22 protein-coding genes are annotated in these 22,596 nt (G+C 68.5%); 10 read left to right on the top strand and 12 right to left on the bottom strand.

What is annotated here, in order from left to right; genetic code table 11:
* Positions 1 to 19: 19 nt before the first annotated feature.
* Together ACFWUR_RS16485 and ACFWUR_RS16480 are read left to right on the top strand one after the other, a co-directional pair.
* Positions 20 to 973, top strand: coding sequence for an alpha/beta hydrolase (locus ACFWUR_RS16485; RefSeq protein WP_378907689.1), 954 nt, complete (start codon positions 20 to 22; stop codon positions 971 to 973).
* Positions 974 to 1,065: 92 nt separating this feature from the next.
* The gene (locus ACFWUR_RS16480) at positions 1,066 to 2,862 is read left to right on the top strand and encodes an AMP-dependent synthetase/ligase (RefSeq protein WP_378907686.1); all 1,797 of its coding nucleotides are present in this window, start codon (positions 1,066 to 1,068) and stop codon (positions 2,860 to 2,862) included.
* Between the two features lie 52 nt (positions 2,863 to 2,914).
* On the opposite strand, the gene ACFWUR_RS16475 is transcribed toward ACFWUR_RS16480, so the two are convergent.
* On the bottom strand, positions 2,915 to 3,784 hold the full coding sequence (locus tag ACFWUR_RS16475; protein WP_378907684.1) for an alpha/beta fold hydrolase: 870 nt from the start codon (positions 3,782 to 3,784) through the stop codon (positions 2,915 to 2,917).
* Positions 3,785 to 3,867: 83 nt separating this feature from the next.
* Here ACFWUR_RS16475 and ACFWUR_RS16470 point away from each other — a divergent pair, with 83 nt between their 5' ends.
* Complete coding sequence (locus ACFWUR_RS16470; RefSeq protein WP_378907681.1) at positions 3,868 to 4,428, top strand: CGNR zinc finger domain-containing protein; 561 nt, start codon at positions 3,868 to 3,870, stop codon at positions 4,426 to 4,428.
* Between the two features lie 51 nt (positions 4,429 to 4,479).
* Here the strand turns inward: ACFWUR_RS16470 and ACFWUR_RS16465 are convergent, their stop codons facing one another.
* Together ACFWUR_RS16465 and ACFWUR_RS16460 are read right to left on the bottom strand one after the other, a co-directional pair.
* Complete coding sequence (locus ACFWUR_RS16465) at positions 4,480 to 5,190, bottom strand: cutinase family protein (RefSeq protein WP_378907678.1); 711 nt, start codon at positions 5,188 to 5,190, stop codon at positions 4,480 to 4,482.
* 72 nt (positions 5,191 to 5,262) lie between these two features.
* Positions 5,263 to 5,685 carry a hypothetical protein gene (locus ACFWUR_RS16460; RefSeq protein WP_378907675.1) on the bottom strand — a complete coding sequence of 141 codons (423 nt, stop codon included), beginning with the start codon at positions 5,683 to 5,685 and terminating at the stop codon, positions 5,263 to 5,265.
* Between the two features lie 126 nt (positions 5,686 to 5,811).
* Here ACFWUR_RS16460 and ACFWUR_RS16455 point away from each other — a divergent pair, with 126 nt between their 5' ends.
* Positions 5,812 to 7,368 (top strand): molybdopterin-dependent oxidoreductase, encoded by a 1,557-nt coding sequence (locus ACFWUR_RS16455; protein ID WP_378907674.1) that lies wholly within the window; start codon positions 5,812 to 5,814, stop codon positions 7,366 to 7,368.
* 17 nt (positions 7,369 to 7,385) lie between these two features.
* Here ACFWUR_RS16455 and ACFWUR_RS16450 read toward each other — a convergent pair whose 3' ends face one another.
* Both ACFWUR_RS16450 and ACFWUR_RS16445 read right to left on the bottom strand, forming a co-directional pair.
* Positions 7,386 to 8,858 carry a DHA2 family efflux MFS transporter permease subunit gene (locus ACFWUR_RS16450; RefSeq protein WP_378907673.1) on the bottom strand — a complete coding sequence of 491 codons (1,473 nt, stop codon included), beginning with the start codon at positions 8,856 to 8,858 and terminating at the stop codon, positions 7,386 to 7,388.
* A gap of 29 nt (positions 8,859 to 8,887) precedes the next feature.
* Entirely contained in the window at positions 8,888 to 9,592 is a 705-nt protein-coding gene (locus ACFWUR_RS16445) for a PadR family transcriptional regulator (RefSeq protein WP_378907672.1), read from the bottom strand.
* Between the two features lie 123 nt (positions 9,593 to 9,715).
* Between ACFWUR_RS16445 and secA2 the strand changes: the two genes are divergently transcribed.
* Positions 9,716 to 11,947 (top strand): accessory Sec system translocase SecA2, encoded by a 2,232-nt coding sequence (gene secA2, locus ACFWUR_RS16440; RefSeq protein WP_378907671.1) that lies wholly within the window; start codon positions 9,716 to 9,718, stop codon positions 11,945 to 11,947.
* Between the two features lie 19 nt (positions 11,948 to 11,966).
* On the opposite strand, the gene ACFWUR_RS16435 is transcribed toward secA2, so the two are convergent.
* Complete coding sequence (locus tag ACFWUR_RS16435; protein ID WP_378907670.1) at positions 11,967 to 12,560, bottom strand: hypothetical protein; 594 nt, start codon at positions 12,558 to 12,560, stop codon at positions 11,967 to 11,969.
* Positions 12,561 to 12,822: 262 nt separating this feature from the next.
* On the opposite strand from ACFWUR_RS16435, the gene ACFWUR_RS16430 reads away from it, so the two are divergent.
* From ACFWUR_RS16430 to ACFWUR_RS16415, 4 genes are read left to right on the top strand one after another with little or no spacing between them, the layout of a single operon-like run.
* Positions 12,823 to 13,707 carry an ABC transporter substrate-binding protein gene (locus tag ACFWUR_RS16430; RefSeq protein WP_378908008.1) on the top strand — a complete coding sequence of 295 codons (885 nt, stop codon included), beginning with the start codon at positions 12,823 to 12,825 and terminating at the stop codon, positions 13,705 to 13,707.
* A 15-nt stretch (positions 13,708 to 13,722) separates the two neighbouring features.
* A complete protein-coding gene (locus tag ACFWUR_RS16425; protein WP_378907669.1) occupies positions 13,723 to 14,871 on the top strand; it encodes an ABC transporter ATP-binding protein in 1,149 nt (382 codons plus the stop codon).
* Positions 14,868 to 15,527, top strand: coding sequence for an ABC transporter permease (locus ACFWUR_RS16420; RefSeq protein ID WP_378907668.1), 660 nt, complete (start codon positions 14,868 to 14,870; stop codon positions 15,525 to 15,527). The genes ACFWUR_RS16425 and ACFWUR_RS16420 overlap by 4 nt, the downstream gene beginning before the upstream one ends.
* On the top strand, positions 15,524 to 16,231 hold the full coding sequence (locus ACFWUR_RS16415) for an ABC transporter permease (protein ID WP_378907666.1): 708 nt from the start codon (positions 15,524 to 15,526) through the stop codon (positions 16,229 to 16,231). Before ACFWUR_RS16420 ends, ACFWUR_RS16415 begins: the two co-directional genes overlap by 4 nt.
* Here ACFWUR_RS16415 and ACFWUR_RS16410 read toward each other — a convergent pair.
* From ACFWUR_RS16410 to ACFWUR_RS16390, 5 genes are all read right to left on the bottom strand, one after another.
* Positions 16,214 to 16,423 carry a ribbon-helix-helix protein, CopG family gene (locus ACFWUR_RS16410; RefSeq protein ID WP_378907664.1) on the bottom strand — a complete coding sequence of 70 codons (210 nt, stop codon included), beginning with the start codon at positions 16,421 to 16,423 and terminating at the stop codon, positions 16,214 to 16,216. The two genes, ACFWUR_RS16415 and ACFWUR_RS16410, sit on opposite strands and share 18 nt — an antisense overlap.
* A 71-nt stretch (positions 16,424 to 16,494) precedes the next feature.
* Positions 16,495 to 17,715, bottom strand: coding sequence for an NADP-dependent malic enzyme (locus tag ACFWUR_RS16405; protein ID WP_378907661.1), 1,221 nt, complete (start codon positions 17,713 to 17,715; stop codon positions 16,495 to 16,497).
* A 422-nt stretch (positions 17,716 to 18,137) separates the two neighbouring features.
* On the bottom strand, positions 18,138 to 19,694 hold the full coding sequence (locus tag ACFWUR_RS16400; RefSeq protein WP_378907658.1) for an FAD-binding protein: 1,557 nt from the start codon (positions 19,692 to 19,694) through the stop codon (positions 18,138 to 18,140).
* A 51-nt stretch (positions 19,695 to 19,745) separates the two neighbouring features.
* Positions 19,746 to 20,012: a hypothetical protein gene (locus ACFWUR_RS16395; RefSeq protein WP_378907655.1), complete on the bottom strand. Its 267-nt coding sequence runs from the start codon at positions 20,010 to 20,012 to the stop codon at positions 19,746 to 19,748.
* Complete coding sequence (locus ACFWUR_RS16390; protein ID WP_378907652.1) at positions 20,009 to 20,863, bottom strand: PHP domain-containing protein; 855 nt, start codon at positions 20,861 to 20,863, stop codon at positions 20,009 to 20,011. The genes ACFWUR_RS16395 and ACFWUR_RS16390 overlap by 4 nt, the downstream gene beginning before the upstream one ends.
* A gap of 68 nt (positions 20,864 to 20,931) precedes the next feature.
* On the opposite strand from ACFWUR_RS16390, the gene ACFWUR_RS16385 reads away from it, so the two are divergent.
* Positions 20,932 to 22,017 (top strand): magnesium and cobalt transport protein CorA, encoded by a 1,086-nt coding sequence (locus tag ACFWUR_RS16385; RefSeq protein ID WP_378908006.1) that lies wholly within the window; start codon positions 20,932 to 20,934, stop codon positions 22,015 to 22,017.
* Here ACFWUR_RS16385 and ACFWUR_RS16380 read toward each other — a convergent pair.
* Positions 22,014 to 22,595, bottom strand: a complete 582-nt coding sequence (locus tag ACFWUR_RS16380) for a suppressor of fused domain protein (protein WP_378907649.1) — start codon at positions 22,593 to 22,595, stop codon at positions 22,014 to 22,016. The genes ACFWUR_RS16385 and ACFWUR_RS16380 overlap by 4 nt on opposite strands.
* Position 22,596 lies beyond the last annotated feature (1 nt).

Below are 22,596 nucleotides of genomic sequence, written 5' to 3'. Positions count from 1 at the left end.
TCGAGATCCAGGAAACTCCATGCGCGAGTTCAAGATTCCGCTACCGATCGCCCGCACTCTGCTCGACCCGGTGTTCCGGGTGACGTTGAACGCGCGGCTACCGGTGGTGGTGCAGCGCGTTCTGCTCGACGCGGTCTCCCGGTTGCAGCTGATGCCCGACGGCGCCGTCGTGCAGCACCTGCAGCTGGGTGGCCGGCCCGCCGAACGAGTGATCGCCGAAACCGCCATTCCGGGTTCGCGTACCCGGGCGGTCCCACCCGAGCGTGCCGCGGGCGCGATCCTGTACCTGCACGGCGGGGGTTACGTGGTCGGCTCGATCGCCACGCACCGTTCGCTGGTGGCCAGGCTCGCGCGCGAGACCTCGTGCGCGGTGTACTCCCTGGACTACCGGCTGGCACCGGAGCACCCGTTCCCGGCCGGTCTCGACGACGCCGAGGCGGCGTTTTTGGACCTGGTCGGCAATGTCGGCTACCGACCCGATCAGATCTGCCTGGCCGGTGATTCGGCGGGCGGCGGCCTGTCGATGGCCCTGGCCCAGCGCCTGATCGAACGGCATCAGATGACGCCCGCCGCACTGGGCCTCATCGCACCGTGGGTCGACCCCACCGAGGTGCCGAGCAAGGACCGCGACCTGGTGATCAACCGGGCGTGGTCACAGGCGTGCGCCGCCTACTACCTCGGCGACGCCGCAGCGACCGAAGTGGGTTACGCCCCGCTCTCGGGCGACCTGATCGGCCTGCCACCCACCTATGTGCAGGTCGATGTGAGCGAACTCCTGCACGACCAGTGTTGCAAGCTCGTCTCAGCCTTGCGTGGAGCGGGCGTGCACGTGCGCTTCACCGAAACCCGCGGCCTCTGGCACGTCGCGCAACTGCAAGCCGCGCTGGTCACCGAGGCGGCGACGGCACTCAGCGAACTCGCGGAATTCCTGCGAGAAGCAATTCAGCCGGTATCGATCAACGATTTACGATAAGGCCTGGTGACGGGCAATTCGGGCGGCGATATCGCGACCCGCTCGAACGTGTCGTAGATTACTGGCGAGTAGAACCCACTGGAAGGGCACAGATGCGAGAGTTCGAAGTTCCGGCTTCCTACACCATCCCGGACGATGCGAACAATTCCGACAACGTCTTCCGCTTCGGCGAAGAGACGCCGAATACGGTGTTGTTCAACGTCCCGAACGGCAGCGGCGGCTGGAATGACGTCACGGCAGCACAGTTCGCGAAGGCCGTCACCGGCGTGGCCAAAGGGCTGATCGCCTCCGGCATCGAACTGGGCGACCGCGTCGCGATCATGGCGGCCACCCGCTACGAGTGGTCGCTGCTCGACTTCGCGATCTGGGCCGCCGGCGGCGTGACCGTCGCGATCTACGACAGCTCGGCCGCCGAGCAGGCCAAGTGGATCCTGCAGGATTCCGAGACCAAGCTGCTGGTCGTCGAGAACGACAAGCACCGTGCCACGATCGAGGAGATCGAGGCCGGTTCGCTGCCCGCGCTGGCCGAGACCCTGCAGATCGACGGCGGCGCCATCGACACGCTCACCGAGCGCGGCGCCGAACTGGACGATTCGGTCGTGCACGAGCGTCGCAAGCAGGTCGGCGCGGCCTCGCCCGCCACCCTGATCTACACCTCGGGCACCACCGGCCGCCCCAAGGGCGTGCAGCTGACCCACGCCAACCTCTACGCGGAATCGCGTTCGGGCGGCATCGAGCTCAGCGCTTTCGTCTCCGAGGGCCAGAAGACCCTGCTGTTCCTGCCGCTGGCGCACGTGTTCGCCCGCGCGGTGGCGCTGATCGCCTTCGATTCCAAGGTGATCATCCGCCACAGCTCGGACTGGACCACGCTGGTCGAGCAGTTCGGTGACTTCAAGCCGGACTTCATCCTCTCGGTGCCTCGGGTGTTCGAGAAGGTGTTCAACTCCGCCAAGCAGAAGGCGCACGACGGCGGCAAGGGCAAGATCTTCGACGCCGCGGCCGAGACCGCTATCGCCTACAGCACGGCGCTCGAGACCAAGGGCGGCCCCGACCTGCTGCTCAAGCTCAAGCACTTCGTGTTCGACAAGCTGGTCTACAGCAAGCTGCGTGCCGCCCTCGGTGGGCAGTGCCTGGCCGCGGTCTCCGGTGGCGGGCCGCTGGGCGCGCGCCTGGGTCACTTCTTCCGTGGCGCCGGCGTGACGATCTACGAGGGCTACGGCCTGACCGAGACCACCGCCGCGTTCACCGTCAACACCGCGCAGTTCATCCGGGTCGGCTCGGTGGGTCGTCCGATCCAGGGCCACGCGGCCAAGATCGCCGAGGACGGCGAACTGCTGCTCAAGGGCTCGGTCGTGTTCGACGGCTACTGGGGCAACGCCGAGGCCACCGAGGAATCCTTCGTCGACGGCTGGTTCAAGACCGGCGACCTGGGTGCCATCGACGCCGACGGCTTCGTCACCATCACCGGCCGCAAGAAGGAAATCCTGGTCACCGCGGGCGGCAAGAACGTCTCCCCCGCGATCCTCGAGGACTCCCTGCGCGCACACCCGCTGATCAGCCAGGTCATGGTCGTCGGTGACGGCCAGCCCTTCATCGGCGCGCTGGTCACCCTCGACCCGGAAGCCCTGCCGGGCTGGAAGGATCGCAACGGCGTCGCCGCCGACACCGCGATCGAGACCCTGATCGAGAACCCGACGCTCGTCGCCGAGGTGCAGGCCGCGATCGACGAGACCAACAGCAAGGTCTCCAAGGCCGAGGCGATCAAGAAGATCCGCATCCTCCCGGTCGACTGGACCCAGGAGGGTGGCGAGCTCACCCCGAAGATGTCGCTCAAGCGCGCCGTCGTCATGAAGCAGTACGCGGGTGAAGTAGACAAGATCTACTCCTGATCCTCGCTGTTCGAAAGGCCGGTTGCGCATCCGCAACCGGCCTTTCGCCTGTTCAGGGTGCCAGGCGCGCGAGGAAGTCCGCGATCAGCGGGGCGATCTCGGCCAAGTGGGTTTCGAGAGCGAAGTGGCCGGTGTCGAACAGGTGCAGCTGCGCGGCCGGCAGATCGGCCAGGTAGGCGTGGGCGCCGGGCGCCGGGAAGAACGGGTCGTCGGCTCCCCAGACGATCAGGGTCGGCGGGGTGTGCTCGCGCAGCCAGCGCTGCCAGGCCGGGTAGGCCTCGACATTGGACTTGTAGTCGAAGGCCAGCGACAGCTGGGCTTGTTCGCGGCCCGGCAGGTCGAGGAAGTGCTTGTCCAGCGTCCAGCTGTCGGGCGAGAGCACAGCGGGATCGGGCACGCCGTGTTCGTATTGACCGCGAGTCCCCGCCAGGGTGAACAGGCCACGGATCGTGTCCTGCGCGTTCTCCTGATCCGGGCGCAGCGCGATGAACTCCCTCGCACCGTCGGAGAGTCCGGCCTCGTAGGCGTTGCCGTTCTGCACGACCAAGCCGGCGATCCGGTCCGGCATGCGGTGGGCGAGCCGGAAGCCCACGGGCGCACCGAAGTCGAACAGGTACATCGCGAACCGGTGGAGGCCGATTCGCGCGACGAAGGCGGCGATCGTGTCGGCGAGCCGATCGAAGGTGTAGTCGAAATCATCTGGCGCACTGGTATATCCGAACCCGGGATAGTCGGGGGCGATGAGCCGATAGCGCTCGCCCAGCGTGTGCATCAGGGTGCGGAACTGATGCGAGGCCGTCGGAAACCCGTGCAGCAGAAGTAGAACCGGAGCGTCGGGAACGCTCGGCACGGATTGCCGATAGAAGATCTCTACCCCGTCGATGTCGACGGTGCGGTGTTCGATGCGGGGCACTGCACTCATTTCACATGCTTTCATCCGTAGTTGATGCATTAGTCATACCGCGCAGCCGCTAATGCGTCAACGGGAAGATGTACCATTAGATGGTGACCGCACCGACTCCGATGATCGGCGAACCGCTCGCCGTGGACCTGGTCAACACCCGCCCGCTCGGCGCGGATCTACTCGCCAGCCCCGCGCAGCTCGCGGACTGGCTGACCGCGCAGGCCGCACGGGAACCCGACCTGGCCGTCGCGACCCCCACTTCCGCCGACCTGCTCGCGATCCACGCCGTCCGCGACCACACCGCGGCTGCCCTCGACGCCGTGCGCGACGGTCGGCGACCACCGGAATCCGCTGTGCGCGGGCTCATCGCGGCCCAGATGGCCGCGCCCGCGATTCTGCGCCCGACCTGGACCGGTACCGCCATGGCGACCGACCGTCACCGCACCGGATCGGCCGGGGTCAGGGCCGCTGCCGCCCTCGCCGAAGCCGCCGCCGTGCTGCTCGCGGATCCCGCGATGGGCAAACTCCGCCGATGCGCCGCCGACGACTGCGTGCTGCTGTTCGTCGCCACCCACCCGCGTCGCCAATGGTGCTCTCCGGCCCGCTGCGGCAACCGGGCCAGGGTCGCCCGGTACTACCAGCGCCACAAGGAACAGGCTTGAGACCGCGCAAGGCCGGTCGCGCCTCCGCGACCGGCCTTGCGCAGCGTGCGATCAGAGTCGTTGCACCACGAATTGTGCCGCGGTGACAGTCATTCCGTTGACGCCGTAGAGGGTGTGCAGGGCATTGGGTTGAGCGAGGGGGGATCCGTCGCAGATGTTGTCCGCGGCGACACACAGGTCGATGGTCTTGTCCCTGTAGGGCGCGCCGATCGACACCGCGGGCGCGTCGGCATCGCGCATGAAACGATCCGACGGCTTGCCGAACAGCGCGACCGCCGCGACATGCTCGGCCACCTCGGGCGCCATCGGTTCGGGCAGGTACATCTCGTACTCCGGCGGCACACCCTCGGGCACGTCGACACCGGTCGCGAACCCGGCCAGCGCCGCACCCTGCGAGTATCCGCCGAGCACGATCCGGGAGCCGGGGCAGTTCGCCGCGAGGTACTCGACCCGCCGCTGCGCGTCGCTGATCCCCTGCACGACGGTGTGCGCGAAGGCGAGTCGGTCGGCGAAGTTGCTGCTGGCCGGGTAGTCGACGCCGTAGGTGCCGATCGAACGTCCGCCCGCGTTCGCGCGTAGCGCTTCGACGAAGGAAATGCCGGTCAGGCCGAGTTCGCCACCGGGTTCGGCGGTGCCGCGAGCGAACACCACCTCGATGTCGGAACAGGGCGCGGCGGTGGCGGAGTGGGTGGGCGATACCAGGGGAATCGCGGCTGCCAAGAAGACTGCAGACACGAATCGCGAGAAGGAACGTGCTGTCATGCCGCGCAGACTACCGACCGCGACCGTTCGCCGATGCTTCGCCTCGCCTCGGCGCGCCGCTCGCGCCGCCGGTCAGGCCACGCTCAACTGCCTCGATCGTAGGACCAGCAGACCCGCGACGGCGATCGCGAGATCGGCCGCGATCTCGAACAGTGCTGCGAACCAAGAGAATCCGGTGACGCCGGCGGCCGCCGGGGCGTTGATGAAGCTGTCGCTGAGTGGGCCGAACCAGTCCGGGAGCAGATGCACGATCGTGAAACCCACCGCGCTCGCGAAGCCGATGAACACCGCGGCCCGTGGCGCCGCCGAATGGCGCCGCACCACCAGGAACACCGTGAACAGCGCGAACAGGATTTGCAGGGTGCCGAGGGCGTTCACCAGCGGCGAGGTGACGTCCATGCCGCGGCGTAGATGGTCGGCGCCGTGAACCAGGAGTGCGACGGCGAAGACCGCCGTCGCGGCGCGCAGTGTCGAATCCGGTGCTGTCTCGGTCATCGGTCTCTCCTGCCGAGCGGGGTCATTTCTACTACACAGTGTAGTTTTCGATGGCGGTGCGTGGGGCGGGTTCGGCTGTCACAAATCGGTCACCAGGGCGATTCCGGCGCGACGTAGGCTCGGGCCATGGCGTTGTTGCGGGCGATGGCCGGGATCGTGGCCGGGGCACTGGTACTCGGTGTGGCGGAGTTGGTCGCGGTGTTCAGCGGGGCCGGGAGCGCGCCCGCGTATGCGCTCGGCGCGACCGTTGTCGACCACACGCCCGACGGGGTCAGGGAGTGGGCGATCTCGACCTTCGGCACCAACGACAAGGCCGTGCTGTTCGTGTGCATGGGGATCGTCGCCGTCGTCGTCGCGGGCGTCGCCGGGGTGCTGGAGCGGGCAGGCAGACCGATCGGGTCGGTCGCGTTCGCGGTGTTAGGCGTGATCGCCGCTGTCATCGGCGCCGGGCGGGTCGGCGGATTCTCCGGTGCGCTGCCCGCGCTGATCGGTACCGCCGCTGGAATTCTCGTGTTGCGAGGGCTGACCGGGCGAATCGACGACGCCTCCGCGTCGCCGCGATCGGCGCCGGACACCGCGGTGCCACCACAGAAGACCGAGGCGACGATCGCCGGAGCCGGGCGGCGGCGGGTGCTCGGCGGTATCGCGGCGACCGGGGTGCTCGCGCTCGGAGCCGGGCTCGCGGGTCGGCTCCTCGGCGGTGCTCGCCGTGATGTGACAGCCGAGCGCGCGACCGTCGAACTGCCCCGGGCGGCGACGCCGCTACCGCCGCTACCGCCGGACGCCGATCTGCGGGTGCCCGGACTCACCTCCTACATCACCCCCAACAGCGACTTCTACCGCATCGACACCGCGCTGATCGTTCCACAGGTGTCCACAGACTCCTGGTCGCTGCGGATCCACGGCATGGTCGAACAGGAAATCACCCTCACCTGGGACGATCTGCTGCGCCGAGCCCCGGTCGAGAGCCTGGTGACCCTGGCCTGCGTGTCCAACCCGATCAATGGCGACCTCATCGGCAACGCCCGCTGGCTCGGCTACCGGCTCGACGAACTCCTCGCCGCGGCCCGCCCGCTCCCGGACGCCGACATGGTGCTGTCCCACAGCGAGGACGGCTGGACCGCGGGCACTCCCCTGTCGGTACTCACCGACGGCCGCGACGCCCTGCTCGCCATCGGCATGAACGGCGAGCCCCTGCCGATCCAGCACGGCTATCCCGCCCGCCTCGTCGTCCCGGGTCTCTACGGCTACGTCTCCGCCACCAAATGGGTCACCGAACTCGAGGTCACCCGCTTCGACAAGGCCACCGCCTACTGGACTCGCCGGGGTTGGTCGGCGCAGGGCCCGATCAAGACCGGCACCCGCATCGACACTCCCCGCGGTCGCGGCCGAATCCCGCAGGGCCGCACCGTGATCGCTGGGGTCGCGTGGGCTCAACATCGCGGCGTCACCGGGGTCGAAGTGCAGATCGACGACGGCGACTGGCGCCCGGCCCGGCTGTCCACCGAGGTCACCGTCGACACGTGGCGCCAGTGGACCTACGACTGGGAGGCCACTCCCGGCCAGCACACCCTGCGCGCCCGCACCACCGATACCACCGGCGCGCCGCAAACCGCCGTCGAACAGGACGTGATCCCCGACGGCGCCACCGGCTACCCCACCCTCACCGTCCAGGTGAGCTGACCGAACAGCCCGCGTGATCAGGTCGACGCGTCGACGGTCTCCCGGGCGGCGGCCTTGCCTGCCGACTTCGCGTGGCCGACGAACAGCGCGGAGGCGATGACGCCGATCACCAGGATCGCGGCGGGCAGGATCATCGACTGGGCCAGCGAGGTGCTGAATTCGTCGAGGATCTGGGGCGGGAGGGGCCCGGTGGCAGCGCCTTCGCCGACGGGACCGCCGCCGCCGAGGCCGTTGGCGGTCAGTCGGGCGGCGATCAGGGCACTGATCGCGGCGCTGCCGAGAACCGAGCCGACCTGGCGGGTGGTGTTGTACACACCGGCGCCCGCGCCGGCCTGGGCGACCGGCAGATTGTGGGTGGCGGTCGTGGCGAGCGGGGCCCAGATGCAGGCGTTGGCCAGGCCCGCGACCGCGGCGGCGAGCAGGAACCAGATGATCGGCGAGTCCGGGCTCATCAACACGCCGAAGGAAGCCACCGAGCCTGCGAACAGCACGAAACCGATGGTCGGCAGCAGCCGGGGCGGCAACCGGTCCGAGACCTTGCCGATGAACGGCGCGGCCAAGCCGGTGATGATCGCCATCGGAGCGAAGACCAGCGCCGACATGGTCGGCGACATCTCCCGCACGGCCTGCAGATAGAAATACGACGGCACCATCATCGAGGTGACCGCGGCGCCCATGGCGGCGATCGCCAGATTCGACAGCGCGAAGTTGCGGTCCCGGAACAGGCTCAGCGGCACCAGCGGCTCGCCCCTGTTGCGCGCCTGGTTGATCACGAACACCACCAGCATCACCACACCGAAGCCGATCAGCAGCCAGATCCGCAACGACCAGTCCTGCGAATTGCCCTCCTGGATACCGAAGACCAGCGCGAGCATGCCGATTCCGCTGAGCACGACACCGACGATGTCGAATTTGTGGTCGTTGGTCGGCAGCGCGGGCACCAGCCACACGGCCAGCCCGAACGCGACGACGCCGACCGGCACGTTGACGAAGAAGATCCACTCCCAGCCGAGATTGTCGACCAGCACCCCACCGAGGATGGGGCCGATCAGCGTCGCCAGCCCGGCGACCCCGCCCCACAGGCCCATCGCGGCGCCGCGCTTGTCCGGCGCGAAGGTTCGGGTGATCACGGCCATCGTCTGCGGCGTCATCAGCGCGGCGCCGATGCCCTGGGCCGCGCGGGCGGCGATCAGCATGCCGATGCTGCCGGACAGACCGCACCACAGCGAGGCGGCGGTGAAGATGGCGAGGCCGATCAGGTAGATGTTCTTCGGCCCGAATTTGTCGCCGAGACGGCCGGTGACCAGCAGCGGCACCGCATAGGTGAGCAGGTAGGCGCTGGTGACCCAGATGACATTGGAGATATCGGTGCTGAGCTCGGTCATGATGGCCGGATTGGCGACCGCGACGATCGTCATGTCCAGCAGGATCATGAAGAACCCGACCACCAGCGCGAACAGCGCCAGCCACGGATTGCGTTGGGTGGTCATCGAATTCGTTCCAATCTCGGGAGTCGGATTCAGCTTCGGGCAGCCCAGCGGAGCCCGGGCGCGACGTCGAGACGATCCCCACTCGACCCATCGTTGGTCTGCTCGTCGGTGACGCGTTCGCCGGTGTCGGGGTCGAACTGCTCCCACGGCACGGCACCGCTGCCGAGTTCGGCGGCGAAGTTCTCGATCCACGCGAGTTCGGCGTGGAGGGTGGCGCGCATGTATTCCAGGACGACGTAACAACGCCGCGGGACCGCACGGCTGCGCGTCCAGTCCAGCAGCGCATCCATGTCGGCCCGCGACCGGCTCAGGTACTCCACGCGCTCGTCGAGCAACGCGAGGACCTGCTCCCTCGGAAGGGTGTGCGCTTCGGCCAACGCCACCCGGAAGATCGGATATTCCTGCACCGGCATCCGCAACAACTCGGCGATCCGGCCCCGCAGCGCCGCACGCCCGGAATCGGTGATCCGATAGGTGGTCCGCTCGGGCCGATTCCCGGCCCGACCGACGCCCTCCGCCGCCACCATCTCGTCGTCGGCCAGCCGGGCCACCACGTGATACAGCGACCCCGGCCGCACCTTGACCAGCAGATCCCCCCGCCGAGCGATCAGCAGTTGATACATCTCGTACGGATGCATGGCCCGCTCGTCGAGCAATGCGAGCACCGCGATAGCCAACGGCGTCATCACATTCCGACCGGGCTGCCCCACCGCGCCACCTCCCACCGGCTTCATGGTCCACACCAAATATTCCAGATGGAATATACGGAGCGGGGCAACCCCTGACAAGGGAGCGGGAATGCGCTGTTCGGCGTTCGTCCGAGGTGGGATCGGCGCTCGCGCTGGTAGACAGGTGGGATGGGGCGCGCGTGGCAAGACGGTTTCTGGCGACTGTTGCAGGGGCGGGGGGTCGCCGAGGAGGCCCGGCGTCGCGATGCCGTCGTCGCCACCGCCCGCGAGCACGAAACGCGGGTCAGCGCGCTCACCGACAGCGAACTCGCGGCGGTGGTCGCCGAGGCGGACGAAGCCGAGTTCCTGGCGGTGGCGCGCGAGGCTTCGGTTCGCGCGCTCGGCATGCGCCCGTTCGATGTGCAGTTGCTCGGCGCGTCCTGGATGTCGAGCGGACAGGTCGTGGAGATGGCGACCGGGGAGGGGAAGACCCTGGCCGCGGCGATCGCGGCGGCGAGGTATGTCCGTGGCGGGCAACGGGTGCACGTGGCCTCGGTGAACGACCATCTCGCACAACGTGACGCGGAGTGGATGGCGCCGCTGTACCGACTGCTCGGGGTGAGCGTCGGCTGGATCGTGAGCTCGTCCACCGCGACGCAACGGCGCGCGGCCTACGCCGCCGATGTCACCTACGCCGCGATCAGCGAATTCGGATTCGACGTCCTGCGCGACCGCACCGCCACCACCGTGGCCGAGCTCGTCGCAGCGGAACCGATGGTGTTGCTGGTCGACGAGGCCGATTCGGTGCTGATCGACGAAGCGCTGGTGCCCTTGGTGCTGGCAGGTCAGGCGGGGGCCGAGAGTTCCGATCAGCACATGGCGGCCGTGGTGCGATCGCTGCTGCCGGAGCAGCACTATCGCACCGATCAGCAACGTCGCAATGTCGAGTTGACCCCGGCCGGAGCCGTTGTCGTGGAGTCGGCACTCGGTGGGATCGATCTGTACTCGGCCGAGCATGTGGCCACGATGCTGCCCGCGGTGAATGTGGCCCTGCACGCGCAGGCGCTGCTGCATCGCGATGTCGACTACCTGGTGCGCGACGGCAAGGTCGGCTTGATCAACCAGTCCCGCGGCCGCGTCGCGCAGCGGCAACGCTGGCCGGACGGCCTACAGGCGGCGGTGGAGGCGAAGGAAGCCATCGAAGTCAGTTCCGGCGGTGAGATTCTGGACAGCCTCACCGTCCAATCGCTGGTCGGACGTTATCAGCGGCTCTGCGGCATGAGCGGCACCGCGGTGGCGGCCGGGGAGCAGCTACGCACGTTCTACGACCTGCGGGTGACCGTCATCCCGCCGAACAAGCCGTGTCGGCGCATCGACGAGCCGGACCTGATCTACCCCACCCAGGCCGAGAAGAACGCGGCCGTCGTCGAGCGGATCGCCCAGGTGCACGCCACCGGACGACCGGTTCTCGTCGGTACCCCCGCCGTGGCGGACTCCGAGCGACTGGCCGACGAACTGGCCGCGCTCGGCGTGCCCTGCGTGGTTCTCAACGCCAAGAACGATGCCGAGGAAGCGGCGATCGTCGCCGAGGCCGGGGTTTTCGGGGCGGTGACGGTGTCGACGCAAATGGCCGGACGTGGCACCGATATCCGACTCGGTGGCACCGACGGCGTCGACCACGATCGGATCGCCGAACTCGGCGGGCTCTTCGTGATCGGGACCGCCCGACACACCAGCAGGCGACTCGATGATCAACTCCGCGGCCGGGCGGGCCGACAGGGCGATCCGGGGAGTTCGGTGTTCTTCGTCAGCCTCGACGACGATCTGGTCCGGCGCCACGCACCGCGCACGGATCAGGATCCCGAGTATCGAGTGCGCCACGCCCAGCGGGTCGCCGAGGGCGCCGATCTGGAAATCCACGCCAACACCTGGCATTACCACCAGCTCACCGCACAGCATCGCAAGATCCTGGGTGAGCGGCGCGAGGAATTGCTGCGGACCGATCGCGCCGCCCGAGACCTCGCCGAGAGTTGCCCGGACCGCTGGGCCGAGGTGGCGGCGACGGTCGACGAACCCACGCTGATCGAGGCAACCCGGCAGATCGCGCTCTTTCACCTGGACCGGTGCTGGGCCGAACATCTGGCCATGCTCGCCGAACTCCGGGAAGGCATCCATCTGTGGGCGCTTGCCCGGGAGCGACCACTCACCCAATTCCATCGGGCCGCCATCGCCGCTTTCCGAGACATCGAAGCAGCCATCACCGAGCGCACGGAGCAGACATTTCACAGCATCACCATCACTGCCGTCGGCGCGGACCTCGACGCCGCGGGTCTGCGGCGGCCGACGTCGACGTGGACGTATCTGGTTCACGAGCAACCGTTCGGCGGCCAGAGCGAGCTCCGTCAGCTCTACGGAATGTAGGCGCCACCGCCGACCCGCGCTACAGGCTGTGCGCGTCCAGCCATGATCTGGCCACGTCGGCGGGGCGGGTGCCGCTGTCGACCCGGCGGATCGACTCGACCAGTTCCTCGGTGGTCAGTTCGCCCGCTACGTAATTGAGCTTCTTCAACTGCTGACGGTTGAAAATGCCGGTGCGGTAGAGGGCGAGAACGTTCTGGGCGCGGATCGTGTAGTCGGGGTCGGGCAGGGCGTCGCGGGGGCGCAGGTCGGTGCCATCGGCCGCGTCGGTGACCGAAAGACCCTGCGGTAGTGCGGCATTGACAGCCGCGGCGACTTCGCCCGGTGTGCGCGCGGGAGAGGACGGGTGCCAACGGTCCAGCAGTGCGCCGTTGCGGGCCGCAAGGACCGAGATTCGGCCCGCGTCGAGATCGACCAGCGGGGCGGTCAATCCGGTCACCACTGTCGTCTCGGTGCCCGTGCGGGCCAGCGCCTGGGAGTAGATCTCGGCGAGCAGCACCGATTCGGTGGAGGAATCCGCGCCCACCGCGACCGCCGGACGCGCATCGTCGCCGGCGCAGGAAATGGTGGTGAAGGCGCAGGTGGCGGCCAGGATCGCGGCGGCGGTTCTGCGCACGGCGACCGAGTGCATCCGGCGACACCAACTTTCGGTATTTGCCGTCAACCCGCGCAATTCGGCCCGACGGCGGGCAGTATGAACTACCAGAATGTACCTGTGGCCCTCGGGTCGCACGAACAGCGCACTGCCCGCCTTTGCCGGAAGGACACCAGTGAAAACCGCCTTCGCCTCCTCATCGCCAGGACAACGTCGACCGGCACGCCGCCTCGCAGTGCGGGCGGGCCGGGTACTGGTCGCCGCGGTGGCGCTGGCCGCCGCCATGATCGTCTCCGCGTGCGGCAACACCGATCCGCTCGCCGCCAAGGGCGATTGCACGAGCGACGCGTTGATCGTCGGGTCCGCCAACTTCCCCGAGTCCGAGACCGTCGCCAACATCTACACCGAGGTGTTGCGGATCAACGGCTTCAACGTGGACACCAAGTTCGACATCGGCTCGCGCGAGGCCTATATCCCCGCGCTGCGCCAGTGCGCGATCTCGCTGATCCCGGAATACACCGGCAACCTGCTGCAATACCTCGACAAAGACGCCACCGCCACCGCCGCGCCCGAGGTGAACGCCGCGCTCACCGAGGCCCTCGGCGAGGATCTGGCCATCGCGACGCCTGCCCCCGGCCAGGATTCCGACGCGGTGGTCGTCACCCGCGCGACGGCCGACAAGTGGGGTCTGAAGTCCATCGAAGATCTCGCACCGCACTCGGCCGAGGTGAAATTCGGCGGGATGGCCGAGTTCGCGCAGCGCCCGGGTGGCCTGCCGGGCTTGAAGAAGACCTACGGCCTCGATATCAGCGAGGCCAACTTCGTGCCGATCGCCGACGGTGGCGGTCCGGCGACGGTGCGCGCGCTGGTCGAAGGCCAGGTGAACGCGGCCGACATCTTCACCACCTCGCAGGCGATCGCGGAGAACGACCTGGTCGTACTCGCCGATCCGAAGAACAACTTCGCGGCGCAGAACGTGGTGCCGCTGTTCAATGCCGCGAAGAAGACCGACAAGGCCGTCGCCGTGCTCGACGCGGTCTCGGCCAAACTGACCACCAGCGAACTGATCTCGCTGAACACGGCGGTGTCGGGTGAGAGCAAGATCGAACCGAAGGCCGCCGCGCTGGCCTGGATCACCGCGAAAGGGCTGAACACCCCCATCGGTTAATCGGCAGGAGCCCCGTTGTCCGACATCATCTTTCGCGGCATCGACAAGACCTATCCGAACGGCACCCACGCGGTGCGCGATCTGAACCTACACATCGACTCGGGCTCGTTCACCGTCTTCGTCGGACCGTCCGGCTGCGGCAAGACCACCTCGATGCGCATGATCAACAGGATGGTCGACCCCACCGCGGGCACCATCACCATCGACGGACGCGATATCGACACGGTCGATCCGGTGAAGTTGCGCCTCGGGATCGGCTATGTGATCCAGAGCGGTGGGCTGCTGCCCAACCGCAAGGTGATCGACAATGTGGCGACCGTGCCGATATTGCTCGGGCAATCACGCAAGGCCGCCCGCGCGGCCGCGCTGGACGTCATGGACCGGGTGGGGTTGGATCGCGGCCTGGCCGAGCGGTATCCGGCGCAACTGTCCGGCGGCCAGCAGCAACGCGTCGGTGTGGCGCGGGCACTGGCCGCGGACCCGCCGGTGCTGTTGATGGACGAGCCGTTCAGCGCGGTCGACCCGGTGGTGCGGGCGGAACTGCAGTCGGAGATGCAGCGGCTGCAAGCGGAGCTGAACAAGACGATCGTGTTCGTCACCCACGATATCGACGAGGCGATCATCCTCGGTGACAAGATCGCGGTGTTCGGGCGCGGCGGGGTGTTGCAGCAGTACGACACCCCGGAACACGTATTGGCCCAGCCCGCAACGGATTTCGTCGCGGGTTTCGTCGGCCGCGATCGTGGCTATCGGGGACTGTCGTTCCGCAGCGCCGACGCTGTCGCGCTGGCGCCGATTCGCACGATCGAACCGGCTGATATCGCCGGATTGCGGCTCACCCAGGGCGAATGGGCACTCGTGGTCGACGCGCTCGGCAAGCCGGGCGGCTGGATCGACGTGACCGGTGTGGAGCGAGTACGCGCCGGAAAACCCCTGGACTCCAGCGTTTCCGCCGGTGGTTCACTGTTCATGCCGGACGGCGACCTCCGTCAGGCGCTGGACGCGGCGATCTCCTCACCCTCGGGTGTCGGCGTCGCCGTCGACGAGACGGGAGCGGTGCGCGGCGGACTGCTCGCCACCGACGTGCTGACTCAACTCGCCGAACAGCGGGCAACCGAAGACTCCGAACGCAATCAGGAGTTCTTCACCCAGGGCACGTCGTGAGATATCTGATCGACAATTTCGCCGACATCATGGCGATCACCCGCACGCACCTGATGCTCGCGCTGGTTCCCCTGCTGCTCGGTCTGGTGATCGCGGTGCCGATCGGCGCGCTGGCGCGCGGAAACCGGTGGGCCAGAAGGGTCACCACCACGGTGTCGAGTGTGGCCTACACCATTCCCTCGCTCGCGCTGTTCGTGATCATCCCGCCGCTGATCGGCATCTCGATGATCGACCCGCTCAATGTGATCATCGCGCTCACCGTCTACTCGACCGCGCTACTGCTGATCGCGGTGCCGACGGCACTGGACACGGTGCCCGCCGACGTGATCGATGCCGCCGACGCGATCGGCTTCGGGCGGTTCCGCCGCACTGTCACGGTCGATATGCCGTTGGCGCTGCCGGTTTTCACCGCGTCGTTGCGCGTGGTGGTGGTCACCAATATCGCGATGGTGTCGGTGGGTGCGCTGATCGGAGTCGGCGGACTCGGCAAGCTGTTCACACAGGGTTATCAGCGTGACTACCCCGACCAGATCGTCGCGGGCATCATCGTCACCCTGGTACTTGCGCTGATCTTCGATCGGCTGGTGTTGCTGCTCGGCACCCTCGCCACCCCGTGGACCCGCGCCGATCCGAGGGTGAAAGGGGCACGATCGTGAACCTTTTCCTCGACGCCTGGAACTATCTGAGCGACGGCGCGAACTGGGGCGGGCCCACCGGCATCGAACATCGCCTGCTGCAACACCTCTGGTACAGCTTTCTGACGGTGGCGTTGTCGGCGGTGATCGCCGTGCCGCTCGGGTTGATCGTCGGGCACACGCGCCGCGGCAGCGCGGTGATGGTCGGCTTCGCCAACGCGATGCGAGCGCTGCCGACGCTGGGACTGCTCACGTTTCTGGTACTCGGACTCGGACTCGGGCTGATCCCGCCACTGCTGGCCCTGATCACCGTCGGCATCCCGCCACTGCTGGCCGGAGCCTACGCGGGGATCGCGAATGTGCCCGCCGATGTGGTCGACGCGTCGCGGGCGATGGGGATGACGGAGCGCCAGATCCTGTTCCGGGTCGAGGTGCCCAACGCGATGCCGGTGCTGCTCGGCGGATTGCGCGGTGCCACCTTGCAGGTCGTCGCGACGGCGACCATCGCGGCCTACGTCAACCTCGGCGGTCTGGGCCGATACATCTTCGACGGACTCGGGCTCTACCGCTACGACCTGGTACTGGTCGGCGCGCTGCTGGTGGCGCTGCTCGCCCTCGCGCTCGACGGGATTCTGGCGGTCGCGGTGTGGGCGAGCGTGCCGGGCACCGGTCGGCTCGCGCGCACCGCGGCCGACCCCACCCGCATCTCAGTCGTCACCGAGTAGCGCCCGCAGGTGCGGGTCGTCGGCCAGCACCTGCTGCATCCTGGCGCGTTCCCTGGCGCGCTGGGCGTTGGCGTGAATCCACTCCTGCGCCGCCTGCACCATCACCACATTCACCGAAACGCCCGCTGCCGCCGCGTCGGCCGCGAGCTGCTCGGCGACATCATCGGGAAGCTGCACGGTGATGGTGGTCATCGTTCGATGATCCCAGACAACGACACAGCGCCCCCGTTCCGGTGGGAACGAGGGCGCTGTGTGAGCAGAAACTAGGCGACGCCCTCGGCGCGCGCGGCTTCGGCGACGGCCTCGGCCACCGCCGGAGCGACGCGCGGATCGAGCGGGCTCGGGATGATCTTGTCGACAGCGAGCTCGCCGGCGACGACACCGAAGATGGCGTTCGCGGCGGCGACCTTCATGCCCTCGGTGATCCGGCGGGCACCGGCGTCGAGCGCACCCTTGAACACGCCGGGGAAGGCGAGCACATTGTTGATCTGGTTCGGGAAGTCGCTGCGGCCCGTCGCCACGATCGCCACGTACTTGGCGGCCACGTCGGGGTGGATCTCCGGGTCCGGGTTGGACATGGCGAACACGATCGCCTCCGGCGCCATCGAGGCGATGAGCTCTTCGGGGATCGTGCCCGCGGACAGGCCGAGGAACACATCGGCGCCGGCGAGCGCGTCGGCCGGACCACCGGTCAGGCCACGCGGGTTGGAGCGGGCGGCCAGGTCGGCCTTCACCCCGTTGAGACCGTCGCGACCGGCGCTGACGATGCCCTTGGAGTCGAGCACGACCACGTCGGGCACACCGGCGGCGAGCAGGATGTTCGCGCAGGCCACACCGGCCGCGCCGGCGCCGGAGACGACGACCTTGAGCGCGGACATGTCACGGCCCTGCACCGCGGCCGCACCCTTGAGCGCGGCCAGCACCACGATGGCGGTGCCGTGCTGGTCGTCGTGCATGACCGGGCAGTCGAGCGCCTCGATGACGCGGCGTTCGATCTCGAAGCAGCGCGGGGCGGAGATGTCCTCGAGGTTCACCGCGCCGAAGCTCGGACGCAGGTGGATCAGCGTCTGCACGATCTCGTCGGGGTCGGTGGTGTCGAGCACCAGCGGGATCGAGTTCAGGCCCGCGAACTTCTTGAACAGCGCGGCCTTGCCCTCCATCACGGGCAGCGAGGCACGGGGGCCGATGTCGCCGAGGCCGAGCACGGCGGTGCCGTCGCTGACCACGACCACGAGACGGTCGGTCCAGGTGTAGCGCTTGGTGAGCGCGGGGTCCTCGGCGATCGCCCGGCTGACCTGGGCGACACCGGGGGTGTAGGCGATGGACAGATCGCGCTGGGTCTCGAGGGGGGCGCTCAGCTCGACCGACAGCTTGCCGCCGAGGTGGCCCGCGAAGATCTCGTCGTTGGTGATGGCAGCTAGGCTCGCTGCGTCATCGGCCTTGGGCGCCGCGGTGGCATTCGGTGCGTCAGTCACAGGTGACACGATTTCACTCCTGCTCGAGTCGGGCTCAACCGGGGGACGGTTACCGCCGGGTAAATCGGAACTACGGATTTCTGGGATACGGGTTTCTACGACGCTGGATCGCTACCACGCTCATCGAATGCGCGACCGCACGCGTTTCGCGGTGGCAACCGGTACACGTGGCGCGGCACTGATCCGCCGAGCGGAACCGGACGGGTACGTCCGGGCGAGCAAAACGGGTCGACCAACGCTGCGACGGTGCGTCGCACGGCGGAAGGTCACCGATGTCCCCGAACCCGGCGGTGGCAAGGGAAGGGAATCCGCAACATTCTGCCAGCACGGTGCGTCGATTGCCAAACCGCATCATGGGTCGAGCGTAGTCGCGGCGAATTGCCGTGGCGTAAGCGAAAACTCGCAGCGCAGCGGGAACATCCGGTGAACTTTCACACCGTGGCGGGGGTGGCCGCGGTGAGCTCGCCGCCGAGAGGCCGCGGTCCTTCCTCGCGGCGCACCCACACCTCGTCGAGCCCGCCACAGCGCAACCGGACCAGCCAGTCCGAACGCGCGGCGGGATGGTCGATGCGCCGGTGGATGCCGCGGCTCTCGGTGCGCACCAGCGCGCTGTAGCCCGCCCACCGGGCGACGGCCAGCAAGGCCGCGGCCTGGCGGGCCCGCAACCCGCCGAGGCCGAGGCCGCCGAGGTCGAACTCCGCGCCGGGCCACATGGCGTCCAGCTCGGCGATGCTGTCGCCGAGGCTGCCCGCGCTGCGCCGGTAGCTGCGGCGCAACGGCAACGTGTGTTCCTGCACCAGTCCCACCACCGAGCGCGGGTCGATGTGGGCATGGGGGCCGAGGCCCGCGCCGGGTACGAGCCGTGCGCTGCTCGCCCGCTCGTTGGCGAGCGCGAACGCGGCGGCTCCCCGGCCCGCCCAACTCCCCGAGGCAAGGGCCCACGCACCGTTGAGGCCGCCGCCTGCGCCCGCCGCCCCGGTGACCACCTGCCTGCCGGTCACATCGCCCGCACCGAACAGCCCGCGGATCGTCGTCGAGCAATCCGGGCCCGCCAACGCCAGCCCACCCGCGCCGCGAATGGTTCCCTCCAGCACGGCCCGCACCGGGACCCGCCCCGCGGCATCGACCGCGCCGTGCCTGCTCAGCCAGTGCCGAACCGTGTCGGGCACTTCGTGCAGGGCGGCGAAGACCTGCCGACCGTCGGCGATGGCGGTGAGCGCCGCGCGATAGCGGTCGGGCAGTTCGGCGCCCGCTTCGTCGTAGAGGGCCGCGAAATGCACCGATAGACCGGGCGCGACCGCCGGATGCGGGCGCACTCGCGACAGCACCGGTGCCAGCCCATAAGCGCTGGAGAACTCCATCCCGCACAGTTCGGCACCCGCCTCGGCCGCCATCAGCAGTCCTTCGCCGGTGCTCACCTCGGTGCCCGCACCGCCGGACAGGAAGGCGCAGCCACCGGTGGCGACCACGACCGCACCGGCCCTGACGGTCCAGGGTCGAAACTTGTTGTGACGCTGGATCCCCGCCGCCCCGACAACCGTGCCCGCCGGGTCGACGAGCAGTTGCATCGCCGGATGGTGATCGAGGATGCGCACCCCCGCCTCCAGCGCGCCACGGCGCAGTCGGCGCAGGTAGCTGGCGCCGTCGAAGTGCACGTGCGCCGGGTCGCCACTCGGGTCGGGCACGCGGTGCCGGGTACCCGACCAGGTCTGCAACCGCCGGTGGGTCTCCTCGATCACGCGGTGCAGCCAGGCCCGGTCACCGAGACCGCCACCGGCCGCGAATGCCTTCTCGACCGCCTCGGCGCGGCCGGGACCTGGCGGGATATCCCAGAGCACGGTGGTGCCGTACACGGTGGGGCCGCTGGAACCGCAGCGACTCTTGTCGACCAGCACCACCCGCGCGCCCGTCGCCGCGGCCGAGAGGGCGGCCCAGAGCCCGGCGGGTCCGCCTCCGAGGATCACAACGTCGGTTTCGATGCTGGTCACAAAGAGAAATATTCGGGCACAGTTCACCCGTCCGCAACCATTACGCGGGGGTCAACCCCACCATTGTGTCCAAAGCAGTACACCGGCCGTGACCAAGACCGCTGTGGAGCCGGCCAGCGCCGCCATCCCACGGCGTCGATCGGCGAAGACCTGCGCCACGACCACCACCACCGCGGCCACGACATGCCAGGTCAGCGAGACAGCGCCCGGCCCGGGAAAGTCGCGACGCGCGCCGATCACCGCCGCGCCGACGACCACGCACAACAGAACGAGCACCCCGCCCGCGACGACGCCGCTGACCGTGCGCGCCGCCGTCACGGGGCGATCACCGGTGTTCCGCTCGCCTTGTCGATGAGGGCCTCGTATTGGTCGGGGTCGGTGGCACACGCGCCGATCTCGATGGTCTTGTTGCTGCCGTGATAGTCCGACGAGCCGGTGCGAACCAGGCCCAGCTCGCGCGAGAGTTCGGTCAGCACAAGGCGATCGGCGTCACTGTGATCCGGGTGGTCGATCTCGAGCCCGCCGAGGCCCACCCCGGCCAGCGCCCTGATCTCGTCGAGCGCCAACAGCCTGCCCCGCTTGCGCGCGCGGGCATGGGCGATCACGCTGACCCCGCCCGCGTCGGCGATCAACCGCACGGCCCTGGCCAGCGGGGTATCGGCCTTCTCGGCGTAGTACGGCCCGTGCGGAGCGAGCAGGTCGATGAACGCGGCGTTCACACTCTCGACCACCCCGGCCGCGACCAACACCTGCGCCAGATGCGGCCTGCCCACCGCCGGACCCGCGGTCGCCATCACGGCGTCGGGATCGATCGGCAGACCGTCGGCCGCCATCTTCTCGGCCATCGCCCGCACCCTGGCTACCCGCTCACCGCGCAACCGCTCGCGTTCCTCGGCGAAACCGCGGTCGGTGGGGTCGAACAGATAGGCCAGCAGGTGTACCGGCACCGGATACCCGTCCTCCCCCACGCCGGTACACGACATCTCCATGCCACGCACCAGCGTGAGCCCGGGCGGACGCGCCGCCTCGGCCTCGGCCCAGCCGCCGGTGGTGTCGTGGTCGGTGATCGCGACGACGTCGAGACCGGCCGCCGCGGCATGCCGCACCAGTTCGGCGGGGGTGTCGGTGCCGTCGGAGGCGGTGGAATGGGTATGCAGGTCGATGCGCACACTCTCAGTCTTACAGTGCGGTCTCGGCTCGCGTACGGTCGTCCGCCGAGTCGGGCGGTGGCCGTAGGATCGCGCTGGTGCCATCCCTACCGCCGATGCCCTCGTTTCGTGGACCGGGCCGGGCCGCGAATCCGCTGCCGCGGATCGCAGTTCCGACCGCGCGCGCCATCGTCGATTGCGGCGTCTACATCGACGGTGAACGCTCGCGCGGACATTTCACCCCGACCCAGGCGCTCGAGGCAGCGAGCAAGAGCGCATCCGGCTTCGTCTGGGTCGGCCTGCACGATCCCGACGAGACCCAGATGAACGAGATCGCCAGGATCTTCGACCTGCACACCCTCGCGGTGGAAGACGCTGTGCAGGGCCGACAACGGCCCAAGCTGGAGCGTTACGACGACACCCTGTTCCTGGTCATGCGCACCGTCAGCTATGTCGAGCACGATATCCATGCCATCAGCGAGATCGTCGAGACCGGCGACATCATGGTCTTCACCGGCCCACACTTCGCGATCACCGTTCGCCACGGCGACCACACGGGCCTCGCGGGCGTACGCCGGGAACTGGAGGGAAAACCCGACCAGTTGCGGCTCGGCCCGTGCGCGGTGCTGCACGCGGTCGCCGACCACGTGGTCGACTCCTACGTCGAGGTGTCCGAATCGGTGGAAGACGACATCGACGAGATGGAAGAGGCGGTGTTCACGCCGGCGTCGAAGGTCGGCATCGCATCGATCTATCAACTCAAACGCGAAGTCGTCGAACTGCGCCGGGCCGTCGGGCCGCTCGGGATACCGCTGCAGCAACTGGTACACAACCAGGGCCTGCCGCTACCCAAGGAGATCCGTCGCTATCTGCGCGACGTCGCCGATCACCACACCAGCGTCTCCGAGCACATCACCTACTTCGACGAGTCGCTCAACGCGCTGGTCAACGCGGCCCTGGCCAAGATCAGCGTCCAGCAGAACACCGACATGCGCAAGATCTCGGCCTACGCCGCGATGGCGGCCGTGCCGACGATGATCGCGGGCGTCTACGGCATGAACTTCGACTACATGTGGGAACTGCACCAGCCGTGGGCCTATCCCGCCGTGCTGGTGATCATGGCGACGCTGTGCGCGCTGTTGTTCCGCAGTTTCCGCCGCAACGAGTGGCTCTAGAGATTCACCGCACCGCGTTCGGGATCACGCACGTCGATACCGGCCTCGGCCCAGGCATCGCGGAGCGCTTGGGCGCCGCGCACCCGCACCCAGGCGGCCTCGGTCGCGGTCACCGGGGTCACGCTGAGGTAGCGCACCGGGTCGGCCGGGTCGGGCAGCGGGATGGCGGGAATGTCGCTGTCGCCCAGCACCACCGCGGTGAACTTCGCGTTGCGCCACAGCGGTTTTCCGAGGTCGAGCAGCGCGTCCGCTTGCAGCACAACACCTTCCACCGACGGGGAGGCGACGAGGACACCGAGGGATTTGGCCACCCCCACCTGCGGGTCGGCGCTCATCAACAGCGTCAGGATCAGTTCCGCGCGTGGTCCGCGCACCGGGTCGGCCAGCAGATCGGTCGGATCGCCCATCGGATGACGGGAACCGCCCAGTGTCGCGTAGTGGACCGCGCCGTCGCCGGGGATGCGCAGGATCTCCACCGGTTCCAGTCCGAGGAAGGTGAGCGAGGCCGAATCGACCTGGGCGCGTTCGACGTCGAAGTGATCCAGCACCGCGGCGCGGACCGTGTTCTCTACGTCCATC

It is taken from the genome of Nocardia sp. NPDC058633 (assembly GCF_042717045.1).
Taxonomy (GTDB): Bacteria; Actinomycetota; Actinomycetes; order Mycobacteriales; family Mycobacteriaceae; genus Nocardia.
The sequence above is the reverse complement of the archived record's forward strand: the minus strand, read 5'-3'. Positions and strand labels throughout refer to the sequence as shown.

Coding starts and splice junctions, on each gene's coding strand:
- ACFWUR_RS16485 (WP_378907689.1), top strand. CDS start 20: ATGCGCGAGTTCAAGATTCCGCTACCGATCGCCCGCACTCTGCTCGAC.
- ACFWUR_RS16480 (WP_378907686.1), top strand. CDS start 1,066: ATGCGAGAGTTCGAAGTTCCGGCTTCCTACACCATCCCGGACGATGCG.
- ACFWUR_RS16475 (WP_378907684.1), bottom strand. CDS start 3,784: ATGAGTGCAGTGCCCCGCATCGAACACCGCACCGTCGACATCGACGGG.
- ACFWUR_RS16465 (WP_378907678.1), bottom strand. CDS start 5,190: ATGACAGCACGTTCCTTCTCGCGATTCGTGTCTGCAGTCTTCTTGGCA.
- ACFWUR_RS16460 (WP_378907675.1), bottom strand. CDS start 5,685: ATGACCGAGACAGCACCGGATTCGACACTGCGCGCCGCGACGGCGGTC.
- ACFWUR_RS16455 (WP_378907674.1), top strand. CDS start 5,812: ATGGCGTTGTTGCGGGCGATGGCCGGGATCGTGGCCGGGGCACTGGTA.
- ACFWUR_RS16450 (WP_378907673.1), bottom strand. CDS start 8,858: ATGACCACCCAACGCAATCCGTGGCTGGCGCTGTTCGCGCTGGTGGTC.
- ACFWUR_RS16445 (WP_378907672.1), bottom strand. CDS start 9,592: ATGAAGCCGGTGGGAGGTGGCGCGGTGGGGCAGCCCGGTCGGAATGTG.
- secA2 (WP_378907671.1), top strand. CDS start 9,716: ATGGGGCGCGCGTGGCAAGACGGTTTCTGGCGACTGTTGCAGGGGCGG.
- ACFWUR_RS16430 (WP_378908008.1), top strand. CDS start 12,823: ATGATCGTCTCCGCGTGCGGCAACACCGATCCGCTCGCCGCCAAGGGC.
- ACFWUR_RS16410 (WP_378907664.1), bottom strand. CDS start 16,423: ATGACCACCATCACCGTGCAGCTTCCCGATGATGTCGCCGAGCAGCTC.
- ACFWUR_RS16380 (WP_378907649.1), bottom strand. CDS start 22,595: ATGGACGTAGAGAACACGGTCCGCGCCGCGGTGCTGGATCACTTCGAC.